Origin of the sequence: Pseudomonas sp. MG-9 (assembly GCF_018729515.1) — a bacterium.
GTDB lineage: Bacteria > Pseudomonadota > Gammaproteobacteria > Pseudomonadales > Pseudomonadaceae > Aquipseudomonas > Aquipseudomonas serboccidentalis.
In genome coordinates this window covers 175794-201019 of record NZ_JAHHZH010000009.1, presented here as the reverse complement: position 1 = coordinate 201019, position 25226 = coordinate 175794, and the positions used below count along the sequence as shown (strand labels likewise).

23 protein-coding genes are annotated in these 25226 nt (G+C 60.3%); 13 read left to right on the top strand and 10 right to left on the bottom strand.

Features of this window, described 5'->3' with window-relative positions; translation table 11 throughout:
• Positions 1-6 precede the first annotated feature (6 nt).
• Positions 7-3108: a multidrug efflux RND transporter permease subunit gene (locus KKQ10_RS22935; RefSeq protein ID WP_215502346.1), complete on the bottom strand. Its 3102-nt coding sequence runs from the start codon at positions 3106-3108 to the stop codon at positions 7-9.
• A complete protein-coding gene (locus KKQ10_RS22930; protein ID WP_215502345.1) occupies positions 3105-4262 on the bottom strand; it encodes an efflux RND transporter periplasmic adaptor subunit in 1158 nt (385 codons plus the stop codon). The genes KKQ10_RS22935 and KKQ10_RS22930 overlap by 4 nt, the downstream gene beginning before the upstream one ends.
• 945 nt (positions 4263-5207) lie before the next feature.
• Here KKQ10_RS22930 and KKQ10_RS22925 point away from each other — a divergent pair.
• From KKQ10_RS22925 to KKQ10_RS22910, 4 genes are all read left to right on the top strand, one after another.
• Positions 5208-5570: a DUF6124 family protein gene (locus KKQ10_RS22925; RefSeq protein ID WP_215502344.1), complete on the top strand. Its 363-nt coding sequence runs from the start codon at positions 5208-5210 to the stop codon at positions 5568-5570.
• Between the two features lie 265 nt (positions 5571-5835).
• Complete coding sequence (locus tag KKQ10_RS22920; protein ID WP_215502343.1) at positions 5836-6141, top strand: fimbrial protein; 306 nt, start codon at positions 5836-5838, stop codon at positions 6139-6141.
• 111 nt (positions 6142-6252) lie between these two features.
• Positions 6253-6492, top strand: a complete 240-nt coding sequence (locus tag KKQ10_RS22915) for a hypothetical protein (protein WP_127648177.1) — start codon at positions 6253-6255, stop codon at positions 6490-6492.
• Between the two features lie 150 nt (positions 6493-6642).
• Entirely contained in the window at positions 6643-8232 is a 1590-nt protein-coding gene (locus tag KKQ10_RS22910) for a methyl-accepting chemotaxis protein (protein WP_215502342.1), read from the top strand.
• A 113-nt stretch (positions 8233-8345) separates the two neighbouring features.
• On the opposite strand, the gene KKQ10_RS22905 is transcribed toward KKQ10_RS22910, so the two are convergent.
• The 5 genes from KKQ10_RS22905 to norR all read right to left on the bottom strand — a co-directional run bounded on the left by KKQ10_RS22905 (position 8346) and on the right by norR (position 12856).
• Complete coding sequence (locus tag KKQ10_RS22905; RefSeq protein WP_215502341.1) at positions 8346-9095, bottom strand: YkgJ family cysteine cluster protein; 750 nt, start codon at positions 9093-9095, stop codon at positions 8346-8348.
• An 83-nt stretch (positions 9096-9178) separates the two neighbouring features.
• Complete coding sequence (locus tag KKQ10_RS22900) at positions 9179-9505, bottom strand: hypothetical protein (protein WP_127648180.1); 327 nt, start codon at positions 9503-9505, stop codon at positions 9179-9181.
• A gap of 150 nt (positions 9506-9655) precedes the next feature.
• Entirely contained in the window at positions 9656-10114 is a 459-nt protein-coding gene (locus KKQ10_RS22895; RefSeq protein WP_215502340.1) for a GNAT family N-acetyltransferase, read from the bottom strand.
• Between the two features lie 27 nt (positions 10115-10141).
• Positions 10142-11044 carry a chemotaxis protein CheV gene (locus KKQ10_RS22890; protein WP_025109268.1) on the bottom strand — a complete coding sequence of 301 codons (903 nt, stop codon included), beginning with the start codon at positions 11042-11044 and terminating at the stop codon, positions 10142-10144.
• A gap of 258 nt (positions 11045-11302) precedes the next feature.
• A complete protein-coding gene (gene norR / locus KKQ10_RS22885) occupies positions 11303-12856 on the bottom strand; it encodes a nitric oxide reductase transcriptional regulator NorR (protein WP_215502339.1) in 1554 nt (517 codons plus the stop codon).
• 162 nt (positions 12857-13018) lie between these two features.
• On the opposite strand from norR, the gene hmpA reads away from it, so the two are divergent.
• The 9 genes from hmpA to KKQ10_RS22840 all read left to right on the top strand — a co-directional run bounded on the left by hmpA (position 13019) and on the right by KKQ10_RS22840 (position 21991).
• The gene (gene hmpA, locus KKQ10_RS22880) at positions 13019-14200 is read left to right on the top strand and encodes an NO-inducible flavohemoprotein (protein WP_127648183.1); all 1182 of its coding nucleotides are present in this window, start codon (positions 13019-13021) and stop codon (positions 14198-14200) included.
• Positions 14201-14437: 237 nt separating this feature from the next.
• Positions 14438-14998 (top strand): ester cyclase, encoded by a 561-nt coding sequence (locus KKQ10_RS22875; protein ID WP_215502338.1) that lies wholly within the window; start codon positions 14438-14440, stop codon positions 14996-14998.
• A gap of 25 nt (positions 14999-15023) precedes the next feature.
• Positions 15024-15533 (top strand): disulfide bond formation protein B, encoded by a 510-nt coding sequence (locus KKQ10_RS22870; RefSeq protein ID WP_025109264.1) that lies wholly within the window; start codon positions 15024-15026, stop codon positions 15531-15533.
• Between the two features lie 838 nt (positions 15534-16371).
• Positions 16372-17313 (top strand): ubiquinol oxidase subunit II, encoded by a 942-nt coding sequence (cyoA, locus tag KKQ10_RS22865; RefSeq protein ID WP_127648185.1) that lies wholly within the window; start codon positions 16372-16374, stop codon positions 17311-17313.
• A gap of 3 nt (positions 17314-17316) precedes the next feature.
• Entirely contained in the window at positions 17317-19344 is a 2028-nt protein-coding gene (gene cyoB / locus KKQ10_RS22860) for a cytochrome o ubiquinol oxidase subunit I (protein WP_127648186.1), read from the top strand.
• A 3-nt stretch (positions 19345-19347) separates the two neighbouring features.
• Complete coding sequence (gene cyoC, locus KKQ10_RS22855; RefSeq protein ID WP_003227982.1) at positions 19348-19971, top strand: cytochrome o ubiquinol oxidase subunit III; 624 nt, start codon at positions 19348-19350, stop codon at positions 19969-19971.
• Positions 19971-20306, top strand: coding sequence for a cytochrome o ubiquinol oxidase subunit IV (gene cyoD, locus KKQ10_RS22850; RefSeq protein WP_003227981.1), 336 nt, complete (start codon positions 19971-19973; stop codon positions 20304-20306). The genes cyoC and cyoD overlap by 1 nt, the downstream gene beginning before the upstream one ends.
• A 10-nt stretch (positions 20307-20316) precedes the next feature.
• The gene (cyoE, locus tag KKQ10_RS22845) at positions 20317-21204 is read left to right on the top strand and encodes a heme o synthase (RefSeq protein WP_003227980.1); all 888 of its coding nucleotides are present in this window, start codon (positions 20317-20319) and stop codon (positions 21202-21204) included.
• 295 nt (positions 21205-21499) lie between these two features.
• Complete coding sequence (locus KKQ10_RS22840) at positions 21500-21991, top strand: RidA family protein (RefSeq protein WP_127648187.1); 492 nt, start codon at positions 21500-21502, stop codon at positions 21989-21991.
• A gap of 67 nt (positions 21992-22058) precedes the next feature.
• Here KKQ10_RS22840 and KKQ10_RS22835 read toward each other — a convergent pair whose 3' ends face one another.
• From KKQ10_RS22835 to KKQ10_RS22825, 3 genes are all read right to left on the bottom strand, one after another.
• Positions 22059-22760 carry a hypothetical protein gene (locus KKQ10_RS22835; RefSeq protein ID WP_127648188.1) on the bottom strand — a complete coding sequence of 234 codons (702 nt, stop codon included), beginning with the start codon at positions 22758-22760 and terminating at the stop codon, positions 22059-22061.
• Between the two features lie 119 nt (positions 22761-22879).
• Positions 22880-24400, bottom strand: coding sequence for a sensor histidine kinase (locus KKQ10_RS22830; protein ID WP_215502337.1), 1521 nt, complete (start codon positions 24398-24400; stop codon positions 22880-22882).
• On the bottom strand, positions 24397-25107 hold the full coding sequence (locus KKQ10_RS22825; protein WP_215502336.1) for a response regulator transcription factor: 711 nt from the start codon (positions 25105-25107) through the stop codon (positions 24397-24399). Before KKQ10_RS22825 ends, KKQ10_RS22830 begins: the two co-directional genes overlap by 4 nt.
• Positions 25108-25226 lie beyond the last annotated feature (119 nt).

Sequence of the window (25226 nt, the reverse complement as noted above, 5' to 3'; positions counted from 1 at the left end):
CCTGCCTCAGTCTGTGGTCGCCAGTGCCGCCGTGGGCATTGGTTTGGGCCGGTGGAACAGCCGCTCAAGCCACAAGTATATGACCGGCGTAGTAAACAGCGTCAGCATCTGGCTGACCAGCAAACCGCCCACTACCGCGATCCCCAACGGTTGACGCAGTTCGGCGCCGGTGCCGTAGCCGAGCATCAGCGGCAGGGCGCCGAGCAGGGCGGCGAGGGTGGTCATGATGATTGGCCGGAACCGCGTGATGCACGCCTCGTAAATCGCATCCTGCGGTGGCAGTCCACGATTGCGCTGCGCCTCGAGGGCGAAGTCGATCATCAGGATGCCGTTTTTCTTGACGATACCGATCAGCAGCACCAGCCCGATCAACGCCATGATCGAGAAGTCCTGGCCGCAGATCCACAGCATGATCACCGCGCCAAGACCGGCTGCCGGCAGCGTCGAAATGATCGTCAGCGGATGCACGAAACTCTCATAAAGCACGCCGAGAATGATGTACACCGCCACCAGCGCCGCGAGAATCAGCCACGGCTGACTGGCCAGCGAACTCTGGAACGCCTGCGCCGCGCCCTGGAAGTTGCCGCTGATGGCGGTCGGCATGCCGATCTCGGCCTTGGCCTGATTGAGCAGGATCACCGCATCGCCCAACGCCACGCCGGGCGCGAGGTTGAACGACAGGTTGGCGGCCGGGAACATACCGTCATGGGCAATCGACAGCGGGCCGATGGTCGGCGCATCGAATTTGGCCAGCGCCGACAGCGGCACCATCTCGCCACTCAGCGGCGAGCGCAGGTAGAAATAGTTGAGGCTTTCGGCCTTGCCGCGTTGTTGGGTGTTCAGCTCCAGAATCACGTTGTACTGGTTCACCTGGGTCTGGAACTCGTTGATCTGGCGCTGGCCGAAGGCGTCGTACAGCGCCTCGTCGACATCGCTGGCGGTGAGGCCGAAACGCGCGGCGGCGCTGCGGTCGATGCTGATGTGAGTGATGCTGCCGCCCAGTTGCAGGTCGTTGGAAATGTCGCGGAACGCCGGGTTGCTGCGCAGTTTTTCCGTCAGACGCTGGGTCCAGGTGGCGAGGGTCGCGCCGTCATTGCTCTTGAGCACGTATTGATACTGCGCACGGCTCGGGCCGGAACTGAGGTTGATGTCTTGCCCTGCGCGCAGGTACAGGACGATGCCGGGGACTTTCATCAGTTGCGGACGAATCCGGTCGATGAACTGGCTGGCCGAGACATCACGGTCACCACGTTTTTTCAGGGCGATCCAGAAGCGCCCGTTGGCGATGGTCTGGTTACTGCCGGACACACCCACCGAGTGGGAAAACGCCTGCACGGCCGGGTCGGCAGCGACGATTTCGGCCATCGCCAGGTGTTTTTTCACCATGTCGCCGTAGGAGATATCCGCAGCGGCTTCGGTGGTGCCGAGGACAAAACCGGTGTCCTGTACCGGGAAGAAACCTTTGGGGATAAAAATGTAACCGCCAATCGCCATCGCCAGCGACAGGCCGAACACGCCAATCATCAGCTTCTGATGGGCGAGGGCGCGGCGCAGGCCTTTTTCGTACCAGCCCAGCAGGCGTTCGCTGAAGCCCGGTTTGTCGTGGGTGTGATGCACCGGTTTGCGCATGAACAGCGCTGCCAGCGTTGGCGCCAGGGTCAGCGACACCACCACGGAAATCATGATGGTCGAGGTCGCGGTCAGGGCGAACTCCTTGAACAGCCGTCCGACCACACCCCCCATGAACAGCAGCGGAATGAACGCCGCCACCAGCGAGAAGCTGATCGAGACCACGGTGAAGCCGATCTCCCCGGCGCCCTTGATCGCCGCTTCGCGCATGTTGTCTCCGGCCTCCAGATGCCGGTGGATGTTCTCCACCACCACAATCGCATCGTCCACCACAAACCCGACCGCCACGACAATCGCCACCAGCGTCAGGTTGTTCAGGCTGAACCCCAAGAGGTACATCAGGGCGAAACTGGCGATCAGCGACACGCCGAGCACCGCCGACACAATCAGCGTCGCCGACAACTGGCGCAAGAACAACGCCATCACCGCGACCACCAGCAGGATCGCGATCAACAGGGTGATTTCGACTTCATGCAGCGAGGCGCGGATGGTCTGGGTGCGGTCGATCAGGGTTTTCACCTGCACCGACGCCGGCAGCATGGCTTCGAGGCCGGGCAGGGCGGCTTGAATGCGGTCCACGGTTTCAACAATGTTCGCGCCCGGTTGACGGGAGATCACCAGATTCACCCCCGGCTGATCACCGGCCCACGCTTGCACGTAGGCATTTTCCGAACCGTTGACGACTTTGGCGACATCGCGCAGATGAACCGGGGCGCCATCCTTGTAGGAAACGATGAGCTGGCTGTAGTCCTCGGGGTGGAACAACTGGTCGTTGGTCGACAGCGTGGAGATGCTCGATTCGCCGTACAACGCACCTTTGGCGAGGTTGAGGCTGGTCTGCTGGATCGCCAGACGAATGTCGGCCAGGGTCAGGCCGATGGCGGCCAGTTTGTTGGCCGAAACCTGCACGCGGATCGCCGGACGTTGCTGACCGGTGATGTTGATCTGGCCGACACCGTCGATCTGACTGATCTGACGCGACAGCAGGGTTTCCACCAGGTCGCTGAGTTCGGTGCCGGGCATTTGCGTCGAGCTGACGCTGAGGATCAGCACCGGGCTGTCAGCCGGGTTGACCTTCTTCCAGGTCGGTAGCGTCGGCATGTCCTTGGGCAGTTTGCCGGCGGCGGTGTTGATCGCCGCTTGTACTTCCTGGGCGGCGGTGTCGATGCTCTTGTCGAGGGTGAATTGCAGGGTCAGCAAGCTGGAGCCGAGCGCGCTGCTGGAGGTCATCTGGGTCATGCCGGGGATGGCGCTGAATTGCACCTCCAGCGGCGTGGCCACGGACGAGGCCATGGTGTCGGGGCTGGCCCCGGGCAACTGCGCCGAGACCTGAATCGTCGGAAATTCCGCTTCCGGCAGTGGGGCAATTGGTAATTGCGGGAAGGCAATCAACCCGACCAGCACCAGAGCGATGGTCAGCAGAATCGTCGCGACCGGGTGATCGATGCACCAGGTAGAGACGCCTTTGTGCGCCTTCATGGTTTCGGCTCCGCTTGCACCACTTGCGGCGGCTCGCTCATGACTTGCACGGTCGAGCCGGGTTTGAGCCGCGACTGGCCGTCGGTCACCAGCACATCACCGGCCTTCACGCCTTTGATGATGTCCTGGCCGCTGCCCTGATAAACCATCTGCACTTGTACGGCTTCGACCTTGTCGCCGTTCACGCGGTAAACGAAATGTTGGTCGAGACCGCGTTGTACGACGGTGGGCGGGACCACCAGCGCATCCTTGTCCAGCGCCGTCTGAATTTTTACCGTCACCAGCAGGCCCGGCCAGAGCTTCTGGCTGGCGTTGTCGAACTCGGCCTTGGCGCGGATGGTGCCGGTGTTGGCGTTGATCTGGTTGTCGATCAGCGTCAGGTGACCTTCGCCGAGCAGGTTGCCGGTTTCGCCATCGGTATCGGCGCCGATGTACGCCTTGACCTGCGCGTGTTGCGGGTCGTTGATCAGGCCTTGCAGGGTCGGCAGCATTTGCTGGGGCAGGGAGAACTCGACGGCAATCGGGTCGATCTGGGTCACGGTGAACAGGCCAGTGGTGTCGGTCATGCGCAGGAAGTTGCCTTCATCGACCGTGCGAATACCGACGCGGCCGGTGACCGGGGAGCGAATCTGCGTGTAGGAAAGTTGTACCTGCGCCGCGTCGATCGAGGCCTGGTTGCCTTGGGCAGTGGCTTTCAATTGGTTGACCAGCGCTTGTTGCTGGTCGTAGGTCTGCTTGGAGACGCCGTCGTCGACGCTGAGCAGTTTGTAGCGTTTGAGATTGACCAGGGCGACTTGCAGTTGCGCCTGGCTTTCGCCCAGTTGCGCCCGGGCCTGGTCGAGGCTGGCGCGGATCGAGCGGTCGTCGATGGTGGCCAGTAGGTCGCCGGTTTTTACCAGTTGGCCTTCCTTGACGAGGATTTTGGTGAGGATGCCGTCGACTTGTGGGCGCACGACCACGCTGTGTAGCGAGAGCACCGAGCCGATGCCGCTGGTGTAGCGGGGGACGTCTTTTTCGCTGACGGCGACGACGCGCACCGGGATGGCGGTCGGGGTTGTCAGTTTGGTCGGAGCGGGTTTGCTTGCCCACCATATGCCTGCGGCGGCCAGGGCGATCACCAAGGCTGGCAGGGCTTTGTTTTTCTGGATTCGCATGCGATTGGGGCGCCAGGGTCTGGAGTTTGGGCAGGTTGGGTCTTTATAAACTTGTTTGGGGGTCAGGAGGGTGACGGCTGGCTGTCAGCGCTGTCAGTTTCGTTGTGTACATATCCGTTGCTGCGGTAACGGCGGCTTAGGGTTTCGCCCTTACGGCGACTCACTTTTTTTCAAACGCCAAAAAAAGTAAGCAAAAAACGCTTGCTCCTACGTGCGGCCCGCTCGCTGGGGCTCGGGGTTCCTTCGCTCCGGGATCGATCCGGGCGCAGCGTCTCCGGTTTGCTTCGCTGCACCTCCTTTCGCTGTGTTTGGCTGCGTCAAACGGTCGCTGCGCTCCCACCCCCGGATCAATCCCTCCACTCAGCCTTCCGACGTCGCCGGTGGATCAAGAGCTGCAGCCGAGCTAACGCTCATCCTGTTGAGTGGGGCGGCTGCGCCGTGTTCGGGGCACACAAATCTAAATTGTGGGGCCTGCCAGCTGACCAATCTCTAACTGAATACACCCAGTCCCCCTGTAGGAGCTGCCGAAGGCTGCGATCTTTTGATCTTGCTTTTGAGTTGTGAAAGCCAAAGTCAAAAGATCGCAGCCTTCGGCAGCTCCTACAGTGAGTGTGGTTGTGTTTAAAAATGTGTGGAATAACCAGAACCTTCCCACAAGGTTTTCAGGTTGTCCGTCGGACATGCGCTCTCTAGTCTTGGGTCGTCGCCGAAAACTCGGCGATCGGGTGTGAGAACCCTGAAAAATTAGTGATTCAGTCCATCAGTCCGCATAATTGCCGGCGGCTATCCGCTGCCTGCAAATACGTTATGGCGGCTATGTGCGGGCAGACTTCGGTCTGGCCGGTTTCCTATTTTTCCGGTTTCTCACCCCGCACATAGCTGCCACCCACTTCGCCGCGTGAGAAACGGCAAGGGATGGCTCCCATTTGCAAAATAGGGTTTCCAATGACTAAGCCAGTTCCAGATCCACCCATCGATCCCACCACCCCACTCAAAGACGCCATCCGCGCTGACGATCAGATCAAAACCCGTGAAGCCATCAAGCGCGCCCTCGATTTCTACCTCTGCCCCGAACCGGTCAAGCCGCGTCAGCCCAGTACGATGTTCCTCATCCACCCGAATATCGACACCGAAAACCTGCTCGCCCACGCCTGCGAATCGCTGGCTTCAGCCAATGTCATGGCCGGTGATCTGGCCGATCAGCTCAGTCGTCCGCAGCGCAGTACGGCGCTGGCGATCCAGCAGATCGTCATGCTCGCCGAACTGGCGGTGAACCGGGCGCTGGATCGGGTTGATCCTCGCACTTAATCCAACTGAAGACCGCGTCATCGTTCTTCGCGAGCAGGCTCGCACAGGGAAGCGCCGTCCACCTGTAAGCGAGCCTGCTTGCGAAGACGTCTGGTCGGGCGACACATCTCTAGCGGCCATTTTTGTTAAGTGGTCCTCAAAAGGGATCGATCATCCCCAATTCGGGACTCATTTGCCGACTACGCTTCTCAAGATCGAGCCCTGTGCGCGGATAAACATCGTGTAGCCCGGGTTTCGCTGGGCCTCACTTCGGGAGTGTCTAGATATGAAGCTGAAAACCGCAATGTCGTGTGTGCTTCTTTTGCTTCCACTTACCGCGTTCGCCGCGCCAGGCAGTCAATCCGGCGAGATCCGTTTCACCGGGCAAATCGTCGATCCCGGCTGTGCAATAGGACGTGCCGGAACGTCGTCTTCCAGCGAGTTCCGTCGGGTTGAAATCAAGCCCGGTGTGCAAGTCGATGTGGACACGTATCGCAACGCCTGCAGCCATCAGACGCTGCCGGTTTCCATGTCCTATCAACCGTTGAAGACCTCAACCGACCAAGGCATCGTCACCATCACCTACCTGTAAACCGTTCGGCGTGCGCTGCAAATCTTCAGGTGCCGAGGCCGGGCGCGCAGGTATACTGCGCGCCTTCGCGGCTCATTGTTCGGGCCCGACTTTTTGCTTTGCGGAGCTTTTATGACTTCCCCGACCCAACCACCGGTTGACGACGCCGTGAGCGATGTCCCGGCCGAGCTGACTGACGCCAGCGAAACCAAACCCGAGATCCCGACTTTCAAGTTCCCGTTCAAACCGGGTGAGCTGGCGGCTGCCAAGGGTTCGAACCAGCCGTGGTACAAGAACGGCGCCAAGAATGGCCACACCAAGACCCCGGGCATGGCGCCGCCGGGCACCCGTCGGTCGATGGGCAAGCGCTGAGTTTTATCCCGCCTTCAGCCATCGACTGCGATTTTCCGTCGCAGTGATGGCTAAGTGCTCATCCCCTGAGCCAGATCAATATTTAACCAATTGGTGCGCTTAGAGTCAGCAGCCCTGCCGACTCTTTCAATAAAACGAGCGCGCTATTGCATGAAGATCAATCTCCCGGTAACTGGCCGTAATGTCGATGTGGCGCTGGATGCGAACATTCTTTCGACCACCGATCTGACCAGCGCGATCACCTACGCCAACGACGACTTCATCAGGATCAGCGGTTACAGCCGCGACGAATTGCTCGGTACGCCACACAACCTGTTGCGTCACCCGGACATGCCGACGCAGGCGTTTGCGCACATGTGGCAGACACTCAAAAGCGGGCGCTCGTGGATGGGGCTGGTGAAGAATCGCTGCAAGAACGGTGATCACTACTGGGTCAGCGCGTATGTCACGCCGGTCACGCAGAACGGTGTGGCGGTGGAGTATCAGTCGGTGCGCACCCGGCCGGATGCGCGGCTGGTGCCGGTGGCCGAGCGGGTGTATGCGCAGTTGCGCGGTGAGTTGAAGGGGCGGCGGCCGCTGCCGCGCCTCGGTTTGCGCGGCAGGATCACGACGTTGGCCAGCGTGTTGCTGGGGCTGGTGTTGGGGATCGAGGCGTGGTTGCGCCCGGAGTCGGCGTGGATCGATGGGCTGGCGTTTGTTGCCGGCAGCAGTCTTTGTGCGTTGGGCGTGCGCTGGATCTTGCGGCCGCTGGAGCGGCTGACCGAGCGGGCGCGTGAGGTTGCGGACAATCCGCTGAGCCAGAGCATCTACACCGGGCGCCGCGATGAATTCGGCCAGATCGAGTTTGCCCTGCAGATGCTCGAGGCCCAGGTTGGCGCGGTGGTCGGGCGTATCGGCGATGCGTCGCAGCAGTTGGCCGGACACGCAGCGCAATTGGTTGATCATCTGCAAAGCAGCCACAGCAGCTCGCTGGCCCAGCAGGCGGAAACCGATCAGGTGGCGGCGGCGATTCATCAGATGGCCGCGAGTGTGGCGCAGGTCGCCAGCCATGCGCAGCAGGCATCGGACGCGGCGGACATGGCGGGTACGGAAACCCGTGAGGGGCATTTGCTGGTCGGTGAAAGTCGCAGTGCGGTGTTGCGTCTGGCGGAAGAACTTGGGCGGGCGACCCAGGTGATCCATCAGCTCGAAGGCCACAGCAGCGAGATTTCCGGGGTGCTGGAGGTGATCCGCAGCATCGCCGAGCAGACCAATCTGCTGGCGCTCAACGCGGCGATCGAAGCGGCGCGGGCCGGGGATGCCGGGCGCGGGTTTGCGGTGGTGGCCGATGAGGTGCGCGGGTTGGCGCAACGTACGCAGCAATCGACCAACGAGATTCAACGGATGATCAGCACCCTGCAGAACGGCGCGCGGGACGCGGTGCTGGTGATGCAGCAGAGCAGCGAGCATGTGGATAACAGTGTCGAACAGGCACAGCGCGCGGCGCGGGCGCTGGACGGGATCAGCGAGCGGGTCGAGCAGATCACCGAGATGAGCCTGCAGATCGCCGCCGCGGTGGAGCAGCAGAGCGCGGTGAGCGAAGACATCAACCGCAACATCGTCAGCATTCGGGCGGCGTCGGAGTTGACGGTGGATGAGGGGCGGCAGAGTCAGCGCAATTCTGAAGATGTGGCGGGGTTGGCGGGGGATTTGCGGTTGCTGGCGCGGGAGTTTTGGGGGCGGCGCCGGGTTCGGGATTGAGGTTTTGTTCAGACTGGCCCTATCGCGAGCAGGCTCACTCCTACAGAAGAATGCATTTCAAATGTGGGCGCGAGCCTGCTCGCGAAGGGGCCAGCCCCGGCGAAAATTCTGGATCAAGCCGCGCGCAGAGAGATAAACGCATACGTCTGCGCCGGCTCCGTCACCACCAGCGCCCCGGCCGCCAACAATTGCCCGGCCACGTCATCACCGGACAAATGAAACAGCCATTCACTGGGTGTCTCGCCCGGCGGCTGTACTGAAACCTGATCGATCACCGACGCAAACGCGCTCATGTCCGGCAAATACGCGGTAAACCCATCACCCTTGAGCGCCGTGGTGCGAATGCCCAGCGCGGCGCAGATCGCATCTTTGATGCGGATGTCATCCCGATCCGCCTGGCGCGAACGCTGGATCAGCTCGACCAGTTCCTGATCGACCAACTCCCCGCCGACAATCAACAGTGGCCCCTGTTGCCACGACTCCGGCGGGCAATCCTTGGCGGCCGGGTTGAGCGGGATGTGCGGGTTGATTTCCGCAGGATAAATCCTGCACACCAGCGGCCGGCGTTCGTAGATGCGGCACAGGTTGTCTTCGTCAAGATTCCGGCAGCGACCGACGTTGTAGGCGGCAAAGGTGATTGCCACGTGGGCATCCGTGGTGCCGCTGCGCACTTCCAGCGAACGCCGCTCGGCGTGCTCACGCTGCTGCGCCGGCAAACCCAGGCCGTTGCCGAGAAAAGCCTCCGCCAGCACGATCACCTGACCGCCATCCGCCGCCCACATGCGGGCTTCGGCGAGGGTCAGGGGGACATGGTGGTCGGTGCAGCATTTGCCGCAACCGACGCAGGAAAACGTCGTATTCATCGAACGATCAATCTTCAATCCGGGGGTGAAACGGCGACGTAAAATCGCCGTGCAGAACCTGGTCGAAGCAAGTTATGCGCCATTCATTGTGCCTTGGCGCTCGGGCGGATCGAGTCCCACTCGGTGATGAACGCGGTTTTCGACTTTTTGTTGTACAGGCACAGCTCGGTGCCTTGCTGGCCTTTCATGTGCTTTTGCGGGTATTGGCCTTGCAGCAGCACGGCGGTGTAGCCGACGCGGTCATCGAATTGCGCGGGTGTGCCGACGGGTTTGACGTCTTTGAGGCCACTGGCCTTGGTGCAACTGGCGAGGACGGTTTTGTCGTAGGCGGCCCAGGCGTCGGGGCTGGAGGCGTGGGCCTGGGAGGCGAGGGCGGTAAGGCAGAGCAGGCTGAAAGTGAGGAGCTTCATGGGCGGCATCCTTGGTCTTGAGTGTCCAAGCGTTGGAGTATGCCTAAGGAGTTTTGTTGCCTGGGGCACCGCTAAAAGATCGCAGCCTTCGGCAGCTCCCACAGAGATCCGTGTAGGAGCTGCCGAAGGCTGCGATCTTTTGACTTTGAGTCAGTCCGGCACCAACTCCCGGCGAACCACATACATCCCGGCACTTTCATACAAACGCTGCGCCCGCAGGTTGTCTTCCAGCACCTTCAGATCGACAAAACCTTCACGGCGCTGCTGAAACACCTTGAATGCATTCAGCAGCAACGCCCGTCCCAGACCACGTCCTTGCAGACGCGGATGCACCACCAGATTCTTGATATACGAACTGGTCCAACACTGCGCCACACCGATCACGCCTTCGGCATCGCTGACGATGAAGCACAACTGGGGATCGTATTCGGGGTCGCTTTCAAACCGTTGTTGCCACTCATCAAGCGTCGGCACCCGACCGCCGCCTTCGCGGTAGCCGAGCTGCATCAGTTGATGCACGGCCGACGCCAGTTCCGGGCGGTAGGTGCTCAGCTCGACATCATCCGGCCAGTCGATCGGCGGCACGCCTTGGCGAAGGTCGCGCCGCATCAGCAAGCAATAGATCTGGGCCAAGACTCAGTGACCGTTGGCCGCGACGTGTTTGGCCGCTTCGATCAGGCGCTGGGTCAGTTCTGGCGAGGAGAACTTGGTCAGCACTGCGTTGGCGCCGGCCAGACGGGCTTTTTCGCTGTTCATCGCGCTGTCGAGCGAGGTGTGCAGCAGCACGTAGAGGTGGGCAAAATCCGGGGTTTCGCGCAGGGTGCGGGTGAAGGCATAGCCGTCCATTTCGGACATTTCGATGTCGGAGACGATCAGGTTGATCTGCTGCGCGGTGCCTTGCAGATCCAGCAGGCAATCGATGGCTTCCTTGGCACTGCGCGCGGTGTGGCACTGCAGACCGAGATTGCGCAGGGTGTGCACCGATTGCTGCAACGCCACCTGGCTGTCGTCGACCACCAGAATCCGCGCATTGCCGAGGACTTCGGCGTCTTCCATGCTCAGGTCGGTCGGGGCCATTTCAATTTGCGCCGGGGCGATGCTGTGGATGACTTTCTCGATGTCCAGCACTTGCACCAGCGTGCCGTCGACCGAGGTCACGCCGGTGATGTAGGCGCGCGAGCCGCCGGAGCCGAACGGCGGTGGTTTGATGTCGGTGGTCAGGCAATGGACGATTTTGCTCACGGCCTGCACATGCAGACCCTGCTTTGAGCGGCTGACGTCGGTGACGATCAGGCAACCGCCATTCGGGTCTTCCAGCGGCCGCTCGCCGATGGCGCGGCTGAGGTCGATCACCGACAGCGACGCGCCGCGCAGGGTGGCGATGCCTTTGACGTGCGGGTGCGACTCCGGCAGTTTGGTCAGCGGCGGGCAGGGGATGATTTCACTGACTTTCAGCAGGTTGATCGCCATCAGCTTGCCGCTGCGCAAGGTAAACAGCAGAAGCGAAAGTGAGTCTGCGCGGGCTTTGGTGGAAGACATATAAACCTTCTGTTGAAAAAGGTGATGGGCGAGGGTGCAAATCGCCAAAAACTATTGATGCCGGGTTATCGACTTGTCGGGGGCAGGCTTTAGGCTCAATCCCCAATCTCGGCCAAACGGTGCTGAGACCTTTGTGGCGAGGGGGCTTGCCCCCGTTGGAGTGCGAAGCGCGCCCTGTTCCTCTGGCAGTGAGGCATTGCTGGTTTTACGACCGCTTCGCGGCCGAACGGGGGCAAGCCCCCTCACCACAATAGAGTTCTATTTCATGCCCAGCCGTTTAGCCATTCGGCCTAGGTTCGCCCGATCCAGCCCCAACTCCCGCGCCGCACTCGCCCAGTTATCCTGATGGCGCGCCAGCGCCGCGCTGATCAATTGCCGCTGATATTGCTCGGTGGCACTGCGCAAGTCGCCGGTCGGCAACGGCGCAGTATTCAAGTCAGTGACAGGCTCGGGCGAGTTATCCACAACCTCACGCGGTAAATCCAGATCCGCCGCGCTCAGGCTGAGTATCTTCGGCCGTACCTTGCAGTTGCCCAGCGCCTTCAACGCGCTGCGACCAATCAAATGCTCCAGCTCTCGCACGTTGCCCGGCCAAGTGTAGGCGAGCAACGCTTCCTGAGCGTCGCTGCTCAGGCGCAGGCTGTTGAGGCCCATGCGCGAGCGGTTCTGTTCCAGAAAGAAGCCGCTGAGCAGCAACACATCGCGCCCACGATCACGCAGCGCCGGGACCCGCAGCGGATACACGCTCAAGCGGTGATAGAAGTCGGCGCGGTAACGGCCGCTGCGCACCTCTTCGGCCAGATCGCGGTTGGTCGCGGCGATCAGGCGCACGTCGACCTGATGTTCCCTGTCCGAACCCAGGCGCTGCAATTGGCCGCTTTGCAGCACCCGCAGCAACTTGGCCTGCACGGTCAGCGACAGCTCGCCGACTTCATCGAGAAACAGCGTGCCGCCATTGGCCAGTTCGAACTTGCCGCGACGGTCGCTGGTGGCGCCGGTGAAGGCTCCGCGCACGTGGCCGAACAGTTCGCTCTCGACCAGAGTGTCGGGCAGCGCGGCGCAGTTGAGGCTGATGATCGGTTTGTCGGCGCGCGGGGAGGCGGCGTGGATCGCCTGCGCCACCAGTTCCTTGCCGACCCCGGTTTCGCCGGTGATCAGCACGGTCAGATCGCTGCCGCCGACCAGATTGATTTCCTCCACCAGACGTTTGTGCGTCTTGCTCTGGCCGATCATTTCACGCTGCTGCTGGCCGCTGGCCTGGCGGTAGACCTCAGCGCGCTGGTGCTCGTCCTCGGCGCGCAACGCCAGGCGTTCGATGCGCTCGGCGGCGTTGACCGTGGCCGAGGCAAGGCTGGCGAAGGCTTGCAGGACATCGAGTTCGATCGGCTCGAAACGCTCCGGGTCGAGGGCATCGAGGGTGATCAGGCCCCAGAGTTTTTCATCGACGAACAACGGGCAACCGAGGCAGTCGTGCACTTCGAGGTGATCGCCGTGACCATCGACCAGGCCGTCATACGGATCAGGCAAGTCGCTGTCGGCGGCGAACCGCGTCGGCCCGGCGCCGTCGAGCAGGATCGCAAAGCGTGGGTGTTCGCTGACCTTGAAGCGCCGGCCGAGGGTGTCGGTGCTCAAACCATCCACCGCCAGCGGCACCAGCCATTCGCCGTCCAGGCGCAGCAACGCGGCGGCGTCGCACGGCAGCAGGGCGCGCATGGCTTCGAGCAGGCGCCGGTAGCGCTCGCCTTCGGGCAGTTCGCGGGACAGGTCGGAGACCAGCGGCAGTAAAGCGGTGAGCAGAGGTTTGGCGGTCATGATCCTGCAGTCAAAGAGACACGATGTAGTCGCTATGACTATAAAGCGCTTTGAGTCTAAATGACTACGTAAAATATAAGCTATTGATTTATATAGATAAAAAACATGGCACGAAAACTGAAGAGCCTAAGGTAATTCTCAGAAAGCTCAGGAGTCACTCTTATGCTTAGCGTCCAGGATCGTGCCATCATCAAGTCCACTGTGCCCCTGCTGGAAAGCGGTGGTGAAGCGCTGATCACCCACTTCTACCGCATGATGCTCTCTGAATACCCCGAAGTTCGCCCGCTGTTCAACCAGGCGCACCAGGCCAGTGGCGACCAGCCGCGTGCCTTGGCCAATGGTGTGTTGATGTACGCCCGGCACATCGACCAGCTCGACCAGTTGGGCGATCTGGTGGCGAAGATCATCAACAAGCACGTGGCCCTGCAGATCCTGCCGGAGCATTACCCGATTGTTGGTTCGTGCCTGCTGCGCGCCATCTCCGAAGTGCTGGGCGACGAGATCGCCACGCCTGAAGTGATGAGCGCGTGGGGCGCCGCTTACGGGCAACTGGCCGAGATCCTGATCGGTGCCGAAGCGGCGATCTACGACCAGAAAGAGCAGGCGGTCGGCGGCTGGCGTGGGGCGCGGGAGTTCATCGTGGTGGACCGGGTCGAGGAGAGCGCGGAGATCACTTCGTTCTACTTCGAGCCAGTGGACAAAGGTCCGATCCTCGCCGCCGAACCGGGCCAGTACATCGGTATGAAGCTGATCCTCGACGGCGAAGAAGTCCGCCGCAACTACTCGCTGTCGGCGCTGGCCAATAAAGGTCAGTACCGCATCAGCGTCAAACGCGAACCGGGTGGTCGTGCGTCCAACCACTTGCACGATCAACTGCACGTCGGCGCGAGCATTCAGCTGTTCCCGCCATCGGGCGAGTTCACCCTGACTGCCAGCGACAAACCGCTGGTGCTGATCAGTGGCGGTGTCGGCATCACGCCGACCCTGGCGATGCTCGAAGCGGCGCTGCAAACCGAGCGCCCGGTGCACTTTATCCACTGCGCGCGCAACGGCAGCGTGCATGCGTTCCGCGACTGGATCGACGGGTTGGCGGCGCGTCATCCGCAGCTCAAGCGCTTCTATTGCTATGCCGAGGATGACGGCGTGAGCCCGGCGGCGGACAAGGTCGGGATCTTGAGTCAGGAACAGTTGGGCGAGTGGCTGCCGGCGCAACGGGATGTCGACGCTTACTTCCTTGGGCCGAAAGGTTTCATGGGCGCGATCAAGCGCCATCTAAAAGCCTTGGGTGTGCCTGAGAAGCAGAGCCGTTACGAATTCTTCGGGCCGGCGGCTGCTTTGGAATAATCCTTAAAACCGAGTCGCCTTCATCGCGAGCAGGCTCACTCCTACAGGGGCGGTGGTGTACATGAAAATGGTGTACCACGCAGATCCCTTGTAGGAGTGAGCCTGCTCGCGATGGCCGTTACGCGGTCTCTATTATTAAATTCTGTTTAAAGGTTAATCGTTTCTTAACCGGTTTATCGTTTATTCCCCGATGCTGATGATAGGCGCTCGTTCGTTTAACTGATCAGGATCGCCCCCATGTCGCACATCATCTTCTCCTCTCGTTTGAGCCTGGCAACCCTGGGCCTGTCGGCCGCGTTGCTGGCCAGTCCGTTTGCTTCTGCCGAATCGGCCTTGATCACACCGCAGAGCCTGATTGTCGATCAGAATCTGCCCAAGGCTCAACGAGAGGCGATGGAGTTGGCGGCGCGGCGTTACGGCAGTTTCTGGAACAGTGGGGAAGAGGCCTTGGCCACGGCAGCCTTGTCGCCGCAGTTCGTCGACAAGACTCCGCCCGAAGGTCGGGTGCAGGGGCCGACCGGGCCGTTGCTGGCGTCGAAGTTCTTTCGCACGGCGGTGCCGGACCTGAGCTGCGAGATCGAGCAAATGATCATCGCCGGTGACCGCGTGGTGGTGCATCTGCACTTTCGCGGCCACTTCAACGGCACGTTCAAGGCTCTCAAAGGGCAGGGCCAGCGTGTAGACTTCCGGGCAACCGATATCTATCAGATCGACAACGGTCGCATCGCGGCCAATTGGCATATCGAAGACAACATCAGCCTGATGGCGCAACTGCAAGCGCAGCCGCCGGCCAGCTGAACCATGGACATACAAGGGAAACGCGATGAGCGAGGAAACGATTCGACTGGGGCGTGAGCGGCGCTTTCTGGTGCTGCTGGGCATTATCTGCCTGGCGTTGATTGGTGGCGCGCTGTACATGCAGATCGTGCTGGGCGAGGCGCCATGCCCGCTGTGCATTCTGCAGCGTTATGCATTGCTGCTGATCGCGCTGTTCGCCTTCATTGGCGCGGCCATGCGCACTCGACGCAGCATCACGGTGTTCGAAGTGCTGGTGGTGATCTGCGCGATCGCCGGCGCCGGCGTCGCCGGGCATCACGTTTACACCCAGTTCTATCCGGCGGTGAGCTGCGGCATCGATGTGTTGCAGCCGATTGTCGATGACCTGCCGCTGGCGAAGATCTTCCCGCTGGGCTTCCAGGTCGACGGTTTCTGCTCGACGCCGTATCCGCCGATCCTCGGTCTGTCGCTGGCGCAATGGGCGCTGGTGGCGTTCGTGCTGGTGGTGATCCTGGTGCCGCTGCTGACCTCGCGTAACCGAAAAGCCCTGCGCTGAATCAACTCTTCGGCTGATTGGCCGATACAGAAAACGCCCCGATTTGCGGATCAGCCGATCGGGGCGTTTTGCATTTCAGAGTGTTTGTGAAATCACCGTGACGGACGGCAATAGAGAGTGCGGCAGGTGTGCGACATGTTGTCACACGCGCCGTGTCGCAGGGCATTTCGCCGATGCGGATTGCTGCGCTGTTACAAAAAAGGATTGGTCTGATTCGGCATTTTTCTGGTTTTGCACGCGTGTGCCAGAGCAGGCAGTTTTAACAAGCGCTGGCAGATGGCCAGAGGCCTTGGAATATCGGGCTTTGCGCCGTTTTGGATCTGGGAAAAAGCCTTCGGAGCTGTCTGAACTGAGGTGGATAGACCTACGTTTTTTGGTGTTTTTGTTGAGAATCGATTTCGATAACATGGGTCACTTTTGCAAAAACGGTGATGGATTGTTGCTCTGAGCGATAAAAATTATTTCGGGATAAGACATGGTGTATAGGGCGCTACCTATCTACAATCGCCCGCACTGAATTCCCGGCACTGTTCAGCCTTTATTAAGGAACTTTTTAATAAGGCGCTGCGCAGGAAGTCGGGTGTCGAGGGGCCGAAAGGCTGCGAGACACCCAGGTGTCGGTGCCTTCCAACTTTCCGCACCAAATGGAATTGGTCTGTAACAAGGCCTTTGACCACGAATTCGAATAAGAACTGACCGCTGTCCCAGGTTTTGTCGAGCGTCTGACGCGCGACGGGCGGCCCTTATTCAATCCAAAGAAAATGCCAACCCTTGGCAGGGTGAAGTGTTGGCGATCAAAACCCAACTGCATTGCGCAAGCTGCTTTAGAGGTCGTGAGATGAGTAAAAACAGGTACCCCAGATTACTAGGCCTAGTGCCGCTGCTCGGCACGTTGTTGCTGGGAGGCTGCAACATGACCCTGCTCAATCCAACGGGCCAGGTCGGCCTGGAACAGCGCAACCTGATCATCACCGCCACGCTGCTGATGCTGTTGGTCGTTGTGCCGGTTATCGTCATGACCTTCCTGTTCGCCTGGAAGTACCGCGCATCCAACAAGGATGCCGTCTACACCCCGAAATGGTCGCACTCGACCAAAATCGAAGTGGCAGTCTGGACCATCCCGGTCCTGATCATCGTTGCCCTGGGTTACATCACCTACATTTCGACCCACAAGCTGGACCCGTATCGTCCGATCGAGTCTGACGTCAAGCCTGTGACCATCGAAGTGGTCGCGCTGGACTGGAAGTGGCTGTTCATCTACCCGGAACAAGGCATTGCCACGGTCAACAAGATCGTGTTCCCGGCGCACACCCCGGTCAATTTCCGCATCACCTCCGACGCCGTGATGAACTCGTTCTTCATCCCGGGCCTGGGCGGCCAGATCTACGCGATGGCGGGCATGACCACCAAGCTGCACCTGATCGCTGACCGCAACGCTGAAATGGACGGTATCTCCGCCAACTACAGCGGCGCTGGTTTCACCGGTATGAAATTCAAAGCGATCGCAACTTCTCAGGAAGATTTCGACGCCTGGGTAAGTGAAGTCAAAAAGGCACCTAAACAGCTTGAACAAGCTGAATACGCAGCCCTTGCCAAGCCAAGCCAGAACAATCCAGTCGAGCTCTACTCCTCGGTCACGCCGAACCTGTTCCAGACCATCGTCGACAAGTACGAAGGCATGAAACCGGGCAAGCCGCTGAAGCACGAGAAGAAAGAGAAAGAAGTGGCGGCAACGGACATGGACTCGAATTCGCATTCAGCTGCCGGGGCAGAGGAGTAAACGATGTTTGGTAAATTAAGTTGGGAAGCGATCCCTTTCCACGAGCCGATTGTCATGGTGACCATCTCCATGATCGCGCTCGGTGGTCTGGCGTTGTTCGCTGCAATCACCTACTTCAAGAAGTGGACGTACTTGTGGACCGAGTGGCTGACGTCGGTCGACCACAAGAAAATCGGCGTGATGTACATCGTCGTTGCCATGGTCATGCTGCTGCGTGGCTTTGCCGACGCCATCATGATGCGTACCCAGTTGGCCATGGCCACCGAGGGTTCGCCTGGCTACCTGCCACCTGAACACTATGACCAGATCTTCACCGCTCACGGTGTGATCATGATCATCTTCATGGCGATGCCATTTTTCACCGGCCTGATGAACCTTGCAGTGCCGCTGCAGATCGGCGCGCGTGACGTTGCCTTCCCGTTCCTGAACTCCCTGAGCTTCTGGCTGCTGGTGTCCGGCGTTGTGCTGATCAACCTGTCCCTGGGCGTCGGCGAATTCGCCAAGACCGGTTGGGTTGCCTATCCGCCGCTGTCGGGTCTGCAATACAGCCCTGGCGTGGGTATGGACTACTACATCTGGGCGCTACAGCTATCCGGGTTAGGTACGACGCTGACGGGGGTCAACTTCCTGGCGACCGTGCTGAAAATGCGTACCCCTGGCATGAAGCTGATGGACATGCCGATCTTCACCTGGACCTGCACCTGGGCTAACGTCCTGATCGTGGCTTCGTTCCCGATCCTGACCGCTACCCTGGCACTGCTGACCCTCGACCGTTACATGGATTTCCACATTTTCACCAATGAACTTGGTGGCAATCCGATGATGTACGTCAACCTGTTCTGGGCCTGGGGCCACCCTGAGGTTTACATCCTGATCCTGCCGGCATTCGGCATCTTCTCGGAAGTGATCTCGGCGTTCACCGGCAAGAAACTGTTCGGCCACCACTCGATGATCTACGCTTCGGGCGCGATCTCGGTACTGGGTTTCATGGTTTGGCTGCACCACTTCTTCACCATGGGTTCGGGTGCCAGCGTCAACGCCTTCTTCGGTCTGGCGACGATGCTGATTTCCATCCCTACGGGTGTGAAGCTGTTCAACTGGCTGTTCACCATCTACCAGGGCCGTCTGCGCTTCACCAGCCAGGTGATGTGGACCCTGGGCTTCATGGTGACCTTCGCCATCGGCGGCATGACCGGCGTACTGCTGGCCATCCCGGGTGCTGACTTCGTTCTGCACAACAGCCTGTTCGTGATCGCGCACTTCCACAACGTGATCATCGGCGGCGCGGTATTCGGCTACATCGCAGGTTTCGGCTTCTACTTCCCGAAAGCGTTCGGCTTCAAGCTGCACGAAGGCTGGGGTAAAGCAGCGTTCTGGTTCTGGATCTCGGGCTTCTTCGTCGCGTTCATGCCGCTCTATGCACTGGGCTTCATGGGCATGACCCGTCGTCTGAACGCCACCACCAACCCTGAGTGGGTACCGTACCTGTACGTTGCCATGTTCGGTGCGGTGATGATCGCTGTCGGTATCGCCTGCCAACTGATCCAGCTGTACGTCAGTGTGCGTGACCGCAAGAAGCCAGAGAACGTTTGCGATCACGGTGACCCGTGGAATGGCCACACTCTGGAATGGTCGACCTCGTCGCCACCTCCGTTCTACAACTTCGCTGTGCTGCCTAAGGCTGACTGCATCGACCCGTTCACCGAAGCCAAGGAAAACGGTACCGCGTACCAGGCTCCGGCCAAGTACGAGCCGATCCACATGCCGAACAACACCGCCACTGGCGTGGTGATGGGCGCACTGCTGACCGTCTTCGGTTTCGCGATGATCTGGCACATCTGGTGGTTGGCGATCGCCAGCCTGGCCGGCACTGTCATCTACTTCGTGATCCACGCGGCACGTGACGACCAGGGCTATATGGTTCCGGTTGAAACGATCGAACGCATCGAAGCCGAGCAGCACAAGCGTCTGGTCGCGGCAGGGAAAATCCCGGCCAATGCCACCCGTGTAACCTCGTTGGAACAGGCTTAAACCATGTCGAACTTAGTGACCAATGTTGGACACGCCCATGGTGACCATGGGCACGATGACCATCACCACGACTCGGGCGAGATGACCGTATACGGTTTCTGGCTCTACCTGATGACCGACTGCATTCTGTTTGCGTCGATCTTCGCGGTGTACGCAGTACTGGTAAACAACGTCGCCGGTGGCCCGTCGGGCCACGACATCTTCGAGCTGCCATACGTGCTGGGCGAAACCGCTCTGCTGTTGTTCAGTTCGATCACCTACGGCTTCGCCATGCTGGCGTTGTACAAAGGTAAAAAGCAGCAGGTTCTGGGCTGGTTGTTCATGACCTTCCTGCTCGGCGCAGGCTTCATCGCCATGGAGATCAACGAGTTCCACCTGCTGATCTCCGAGGGCTTCGGTCCTAGCCGTTCGGGCTTCCTGTCGGCGTTCTTCACCCTGGTCGGTACCCACGGTCTGCACGTATCCGCGGGTCTGATCTGGATGGGCATCATGATGTACCAGGTCAACAAGCACGGCCTGACGGCGACCAACAAGACCCGTCTGAGCTGCCTGAGCCTGTTCTGGCACTTCCTGGACGTGGTGTGGATCTGCGTATTCACCGTTGTTTACCTGATGGGGACTCTGTAATGGCTAATGCACACTCCCATGACAGCCATGATGCTGGCCACGGCAGCGTAAAGTCGTACGCCATCGGCTTCATCCTGTCGGTGATCCTGACTGCCATCCCGTTCGGCCTGGTGATGTTCCCGACCTTGCCGAAGTCGACCACGCTGGCAATCGTCCTGCTGTTCGCGGTAATCCAGGTGATCGTTCACCTGTACTACTTCCTGCACCTGGACCGTTCGATTGCACAACGTAACAACGTGATCGCGTTTGTCTTTACGGCCATCGTGATCCTGCTGCTGGTTGGCCTGTCGCTGTGGATCATGTTCAGCATCCACACGTACATGATGGCGAAGTGAGGTAGACCCGATGTCGCTCAAGCACTTTATCCAAATCACCAAACCGGGGATCATTTTCGGTAACGTGCTTTCTGTGGCAGGCGGGTTCTTCCTGGCCTCGAAAGGGCATGTAGATCTGGCGGTGTTCCTGGCCGCCATGATCGGCACATCCCTGGTTGTGGCCTCCGGTTGCGTGTTCAACAACTGCATCGACCGCGACATCGACCTGAAGATGGAACGCACCAAGAACCGGGTGCTGGTCCAGGGCTTGATCTCCCTGAAACTGGCCCTGGTCTACGCGACCATCCTGGGTGTTCTCGGCGTTGCCTTGTTGTACAAGGTGGCCAACCCGTTGGCCGCCCTGTTCGCGGTAATCGGCTTCATCATCTACGTCGGCTTCTACAGCCTGTACCTCAAGCGCAAGTCGGTTCACGGCACGCTGGTGGGCAGTCTGTCGGGCGCCATGCCGCCAGTGATCGGTTACGTTGCCGTAACCAACAGCTTCGACATGGCCGCACTGACCCTGCTGGTGATGTTCAGCCTGTGGCAGATGCCGCATTCCTACGCCATCGCGATCTTCCGCTTCAACGACTACCTGGCCGCATCGATTCCGGTGTTGCCCGTCAAGCGCGGAATCGAAGTGGCCAAGAAGCACATCCTGCTCTACATCCTGGCGTTCCTCGTGGCGACCTTGATGCTGACCTTCAGCGGTTACGCCGGCATGAGCTACCTCGCCGTTGCCGCGGCCATGGGCATGTACTGGTTGTACATGGCCTGGACCGGCTACAAGGCAGTGGATGACACGGTCTGGGCACGCAAGCTGTTCGTGTTCTCGATCTTCACCATCACCGCACTGAGCGTCATGATGTCCCTGGACTTCAAGGTGCCGGCCGAGCTGCTGCTGACGTACGCGCCGTAAGGCTGGATGGCTTCAAGAAAAACCCCGCACATTGAGAGATGTGCGGGGTTTTTTGTTGGGTGAATTATGCTGAATCGAGGTGACACCATCGCGAGCAGGGGATTTGTGAACGACGCCAATCAAATGTGTGGGAGCCTGCTCGCGATGGCGTGCGCCGCCGATTTCGAAGGTTGCGGAGTACTGTCAAAACACCTAGATTTGGATCCAACCTTCAGTGGTAGCGCCATGCCATTCCCTCGGCGTTCAACTGTTCTACTCCACGATACTGCTTGCATAGATCAAGAGGCTGGGCGAAATGACTGAGAGGATGACCTGTGATGAACGCTTCATTGCCCTGGCAGAAGAGCTGAACTACGACATCTATGGCGAGAACACCGCCGGCGGCAATTACGCGCCGCTGATCCGCCATCGCGATGAGTTGTACATCAGCGGCATGGTGCCACGGGTCAATGGCAGGATTCTGTATCCCGGTCGTGTGGGGCTGGAGTTGACGCTCAAGGATGCTCAGGCCGCTGCGAGCATCAGTGCCATGCGTTGCCTGGCGCTGATCGTCGATGCGGTAGGGTCGCTGGACAAGATTCGGGCGCTGTTGCGGGTCACGGTGTATGTGAAGTCCACCCCGGACTTCGTTGACCTGAGCGAGGTGGCCAACGGTGCATCGGACGTGTTCAGCCATGTGCTCGGTGACGCTGGCCGACACACCCGCACCACGGTCGGTGTGTATCAGTTGCCGAAGAACGCGGCAATCGAGGTCGACATGATCGTCGCGGTGCAGCCGGAAGCCTGACGCCCGCGCCGCCCGACAAAAAGCCCCGCCTGAACCTCAGAGCGGGGCTTTTTTTCTGCGCCGGGGCTTACTGCGCGGCGATGCTGTAGCCATCGAACGCGGTCTGCTGTTGCAGGGCGGTGATGATGTTCTTGCGGTTGATCGCGTGTTCGGTGCCGGCGTTGTCGACGAAGGTTTCGCCGTCCAGCTCGGCTTCTTCGCCTTCACCGACGAAGCTGAAACCAAGGAACTCCAGCGCTTCACGGTCAACATTCAAGCGCGAACGTGGCGTGCGCAGGGGCAGGGTCACGCTGGTGCCGTCCTTGCTGATGGTGAAGATTTCGAGTTCTTTTTTCTTGGCAGCCTTGCCCTTGCCGCCGCTCGGGTTGCTGATCGCCTGATGGGTCTGGTTCAGCACTTTGAGGGCCAGGCCGTAGACGATTTCCTGGAACGCCGGATCGTCCTTGAAGCTGGACAGGATGCGGCCGATCGAGAACTTGCTGCTCAGGTCTTCCAGGGCGGCGACGTCGGCGGCTTCCGCGTCCTTCAGGCGCTTGAGTTCGCCCATCAGCTCGTAGGCCTTGTCGTCATCGAAGCTGTCGTGCGCCTGACGGATCGCGGCGCGCAGCTCGCGGATCTGGTCGCTTTCGCGGGTCGACTGGAAAGCATCCAGCACCATCTCGCTGATGATTTTGGCTTGTGGAAGGTGTTGTGAAAGATTGATGGAGTTTTCGTATTCCGCTTTGGACGATTCGGTGACTACGGATTCAGCGGTGTTGAAATCGGACATTGAAATTTCACTACTTTTTTAACTTGAGTGGAGATGAGAAAGCGCGAGGTCTTTTTCAGGCCGGTTAATTTAGGGGAGCGGGGCTGTGTTGTCACGGAGCAACAGGCCGGCGGTGCGGATTATTTGTCCGGCGTGTCCGAATTCATCGAGCGCATCATCCACTGTTCAGCGGTTTGCTGATCGGTCGGCAACGAGAAGCGAAAAGTCGCGCCGCGCCCCGCGACATCCAGCAGTTGAATCTCACGCCCGTGCAATTGCAGGATGCGATGCACGATGCGCAGCCCCAATCCACCGTCGCGCCGCGCCCCGCCGATATTGAACGGCCGCAGGAACAGACCTTCGCGCAACTGGGGTGCGATGCCGGGGCCGGTGTCGCTGACCGTCACTTCGACCAAGGCGCCACGGGGCTTCAAATCCAGCTCAATCTCACCGCCCTGAGGGGTATGGCGCAAGGCGTTGTCCACCAGATTGGTCAGCACCCGTTCGATCAGCCCGAGGTCCGCGCAGACGGTCGGCAGGTTCGGCACGAAACTGGCCTTGAGTTCGACGTGGCGGGCTTCGGCGGCCAGTTCGAACTTCTGGAAGATGTCCTGCAGCAGATCGATCAGGGAGAAGCGCTCCAGCACCGGCTGCACAAAACCGTGTTCCAGGCGCACCAGTTCCAGCAGCGATTGCGCCAACCCGCCGACCTTGCGGCTTTGATCGAGGGCGATACCCAGATAACGCCGGCGTTCTTCGGCGGTGAGTGTGGCGTCCTTGAGTGACAGGGTTTCCAGATAGCCGTGCAGCGAAGCCAGCGGCGTGCGCAGGTCATGGGAGATGTTCGCCACCAGCTCGCGGCGCTCCTGATCCTGGCGGGTCAGCGAGCGCCATTGCTCACCGAGACGGTTTTGCATCTGCCGGAAGGCGCTATCGAGTACGGCGATTTCATCCGGGTCAGCGCTTTTATCCACAGCGGTCGGCGGGGCAGGCAGCGGTTGCGGCGCACCGTCGATGTCGAAGCGGCTGACAGTCTCGGTCAGCCGACGTAACGGACGGGTGATCAGGTTGAATGCCGTGAGGCCGGCAATCAGGCACAGCAGCGCGACCAGGGCGATGGACAGCAGAGCCGTATTGAGTGCGGCGCTGGTCGCACCGCGTTCGGCATAACGATCGTGTTCTTCACTGAGCAGCACCACGTACAGATAGCCGGCCGGTTTGCCGTTGACTCGCAACGGCGCGGCGCTGAACACCTTGCGCCCGTCGACGCTGCGCGGATCATCGCCGAGGATCGGCAGCGGCTGGTCATTGAGCAGCCGGCGGATTGGCGCCAGATCGACTGTCTCCCGGCGCAGCCGTCCCTCTGGCGCCGCGTTGCCGACAATCCGCCCCTCAGGGTCGAGCAGGTACACCTCGACGCTCGGGTTGACCAGCATCAGCTTGCTGAACAGCTCGCGCACGGCACCGGGCATCAGGCCATTGCTGTCCATCAGCACCGTGTCATGGGCGATGTGCTGCGCCAGATCCCGCGACAGGCCTTGCACCACTTCCAGCTCATGCATCTTGCTCGAGCGCACCTGCAGCCATGCCGAGGTGCCGCAGCACACCAGCAGCAACACGGCGAACACCAGTGACAGGCGCTGCGACAGGGTCAGTTTCATGGTTGTTCCGTGCCGAATTTATAGCCGCGGCCCCACACGGTGAGGATGCGCGTCGGTTGCGCCGGATCGCTTTCGATTTTCGCCCGCAGGCGGTTGATGTGGGTGTTGACCGTGTGCTCGTAACCTTCATGGCTGTAGCCCCACACCGCGTTGAGCAGGTCCATGCGCGAGAACACCTTGCCCGGTTGCCGGGCGAAGAAATACAGCAGATCGAATTCCCTCGGCGTGAGGTCCAGGCGGGCGCCATTGAGGGCGACGTCGCGGTTGATCGGGTCGATGCTCAGGCCATCGAGACTCAGGCTGCCGGCGTCCATCTTCAGGTTGCGCGCCATGGCGTCGACCCGGCGCAGCAAGGCTTTGACCCGCGCCACCAGCTCCAGCATCGAAAACGGTTTGGCGAGGTAATCGTCGGCCCCCAGTTCCAGACCGAGGATGCGGTGCAATTCACTGGAGCGCGCGCTGGTGATGATGATTGGTGTGTAGCGCGCCATCGCTCGGGCGCGGCGACAGATTTCCAGGCCGTCGACGCCCGGCAGCATCAGATCGAGGATCAGCGCATCCCATTGTCCCTGTTGCAACAGGCGCATGCCTTCGTCGCCGTCGGCGCAGTGCACGACGTCGTAATGCTCGTCGCGCAGGTGCAGGCAAATCAGGTCGGCGATGTGTTGGTCATCCTCGACCACGAGGATGCGTCTGGTCGGTTCCATCAAGCTCAATCCTTCGGTGCAGTGAACGCATTGTGCGGCTTTTCCCCGGGGCGAGTTATCACGAATTCGTTAACTTCCCGTGAGGATTTGGCGATCAACCCAAGCCTAGGCTGTGTTCC

Coding starts and splice junctions, on each gene's coding strand:
- KKQ10_RS22890 (WP_025109268.1), bottom strand. CDS start 11,044: ATGTCTTCCACCAAAGCCCGCGCAGACTCACTTTCGCTTCTGCTGTTT.
- KKQ10_RS22935 (WP_215502346.1), bottom strand. CDS start 3,108: ATGAAGGCGCACAAAGGCGTCTCTACCTGGTGCATCGATCACCCGGTC.
- norR (WP_215502339.1), bottom strand. CDS start 12,856: ATGACCGCCAAACCTCTGCTCACCGCTTTACTGCCGCTGGTCTCCGAC.
- cyoD (WP_003227981.1), top strand. CDS start 19,971: ATGGCTAATGCACACTCCCATGACAGCCATGATGCTGGCCACGGCAGC.
- cyoA (WP_127648185.1), top strand. CDS start 16,372: ATGAGTAAAAACAGGTACCCCAGATTACTAGGCCTAGTGCCGCTGCTC.
- KKQ10_RS22915 (WP_127648177.1), top strand. CDS start 6,253: ATGACTTCCCCGACCCAACCACCGGTTGACGACGCCGTGAGCGATGTC.
- KKQ10_RS22895 (WP_215502340.1), bottom strand. CDS start 10,114: ATGCGGCGCGACCTTCGCCAAGGCGTGCCGCCGATCGACTGGCCGGAT.
- KKQ10_RS22900 (WP_127648180.1), bottom strand. CDS start 9,505: ATGAAGCTCCTCACTTTCAGCCTGCTCTGCCTTACCGCCCTCGCCTCC.
- cyoE (WP_003227980.1), top strand. CDS start 20,317: ATGTCGCTCAAGCACTTTATCCAAATCACCAAACCGGGGATCATTTTC.
- KKQ10_RS22840 (WP_127648187.1), top strand. CDS start 21,500: ATGACTGAGAGGATGACCTGTGATGAACGCTTCATTGCCCTGGCAGAA.
- KKQ10_RS22870 (WP_025109264.1), top strand. CDS start 15,024: ATGAGCGAGGAAACGATTCGACTGGGGCGTGAGCGGCGCTTTCTGGTG.
- hmpA (WP_127648183.1), top strand. CDS start 13,019: ATGCTTAGCGTCCAGGATCGTGCCATCATCAAGTCCACTGTGCCCCTG.
- KKQ10_RS22875 (WP_215502338.1), top strand. CDS start 14,438: ATGTCGCACATCATCTTCTCCTCTCGTTTGAGCCTGGCAACCCTGGGC.
- KKQ10_RS22925 (WP_215502344.1), top strand. CDS start 5,208: ATGACTAAGCCAGTTCCAGATCCACCCATCGATCCCACCACCCCACTC.
- cyoC (WP_003227982.1), top strand. CDS start 19,348: ATGTCGAACTTAGTGACCAATGTTGGACACGCCCATGGTGACCATGGG.
- cyoB (WP_127648186.1), top strand. CDS start 17,317: ATGTTTGGTAAATTAAGTTGGGAAGCGATCCCTTTCCACGAGCCGATT.
- KKQ10_RS22830 (WP_215502337.1), bottom strand. CDS start 24,400: ATGAAACTGACCCTGTCGCAGCGCCTGTCACTGGTGTTCGCCGTGTTG.
- KKQ10_RS22905 (WP_215502341.1), bottom strand. CDS start 9,095: ATGAATACGACGTTTTCCTGCGTCGGTTGCGGCAAATGCTGCACCGAC.
- KKQ10_RS22825 (WP_215502336.1), bottom strand. CDS start 25,107: ATGGAACCGACCAGACGCATCCTCGTGGTCGAGGATGACCAACACATC.
- KKQ10_RS22930 (WP_215502345.1), bottom strand. CDS start 4,262: ATGCGAATCCAGAAAAACAAAGCCCTGCCAGCCTTGGTGATCGCCCTG.
- KKQ10_RS22910 (WP_215502342.1), top strand. CDS start 6,643: ATGAAGATCAATCTCCCGGTAACTGGCCGTAATGTCGATGTGGCGCTG.
- KKQ10_RS22920 (WP_215502343.1), top strand. CDS start 5,836: ATGAAGCTGAAAACCGCAATGTCGTGTGTGCTTCTTTTGCTTCCACTT.
- KKQ10_RS22835 (WP_127648188.1), bottom strand. CDS start 22,760: ATGTCCGATTTCAACACCGCTGAATCCGTAGTCACCGAATCGTCCAAA.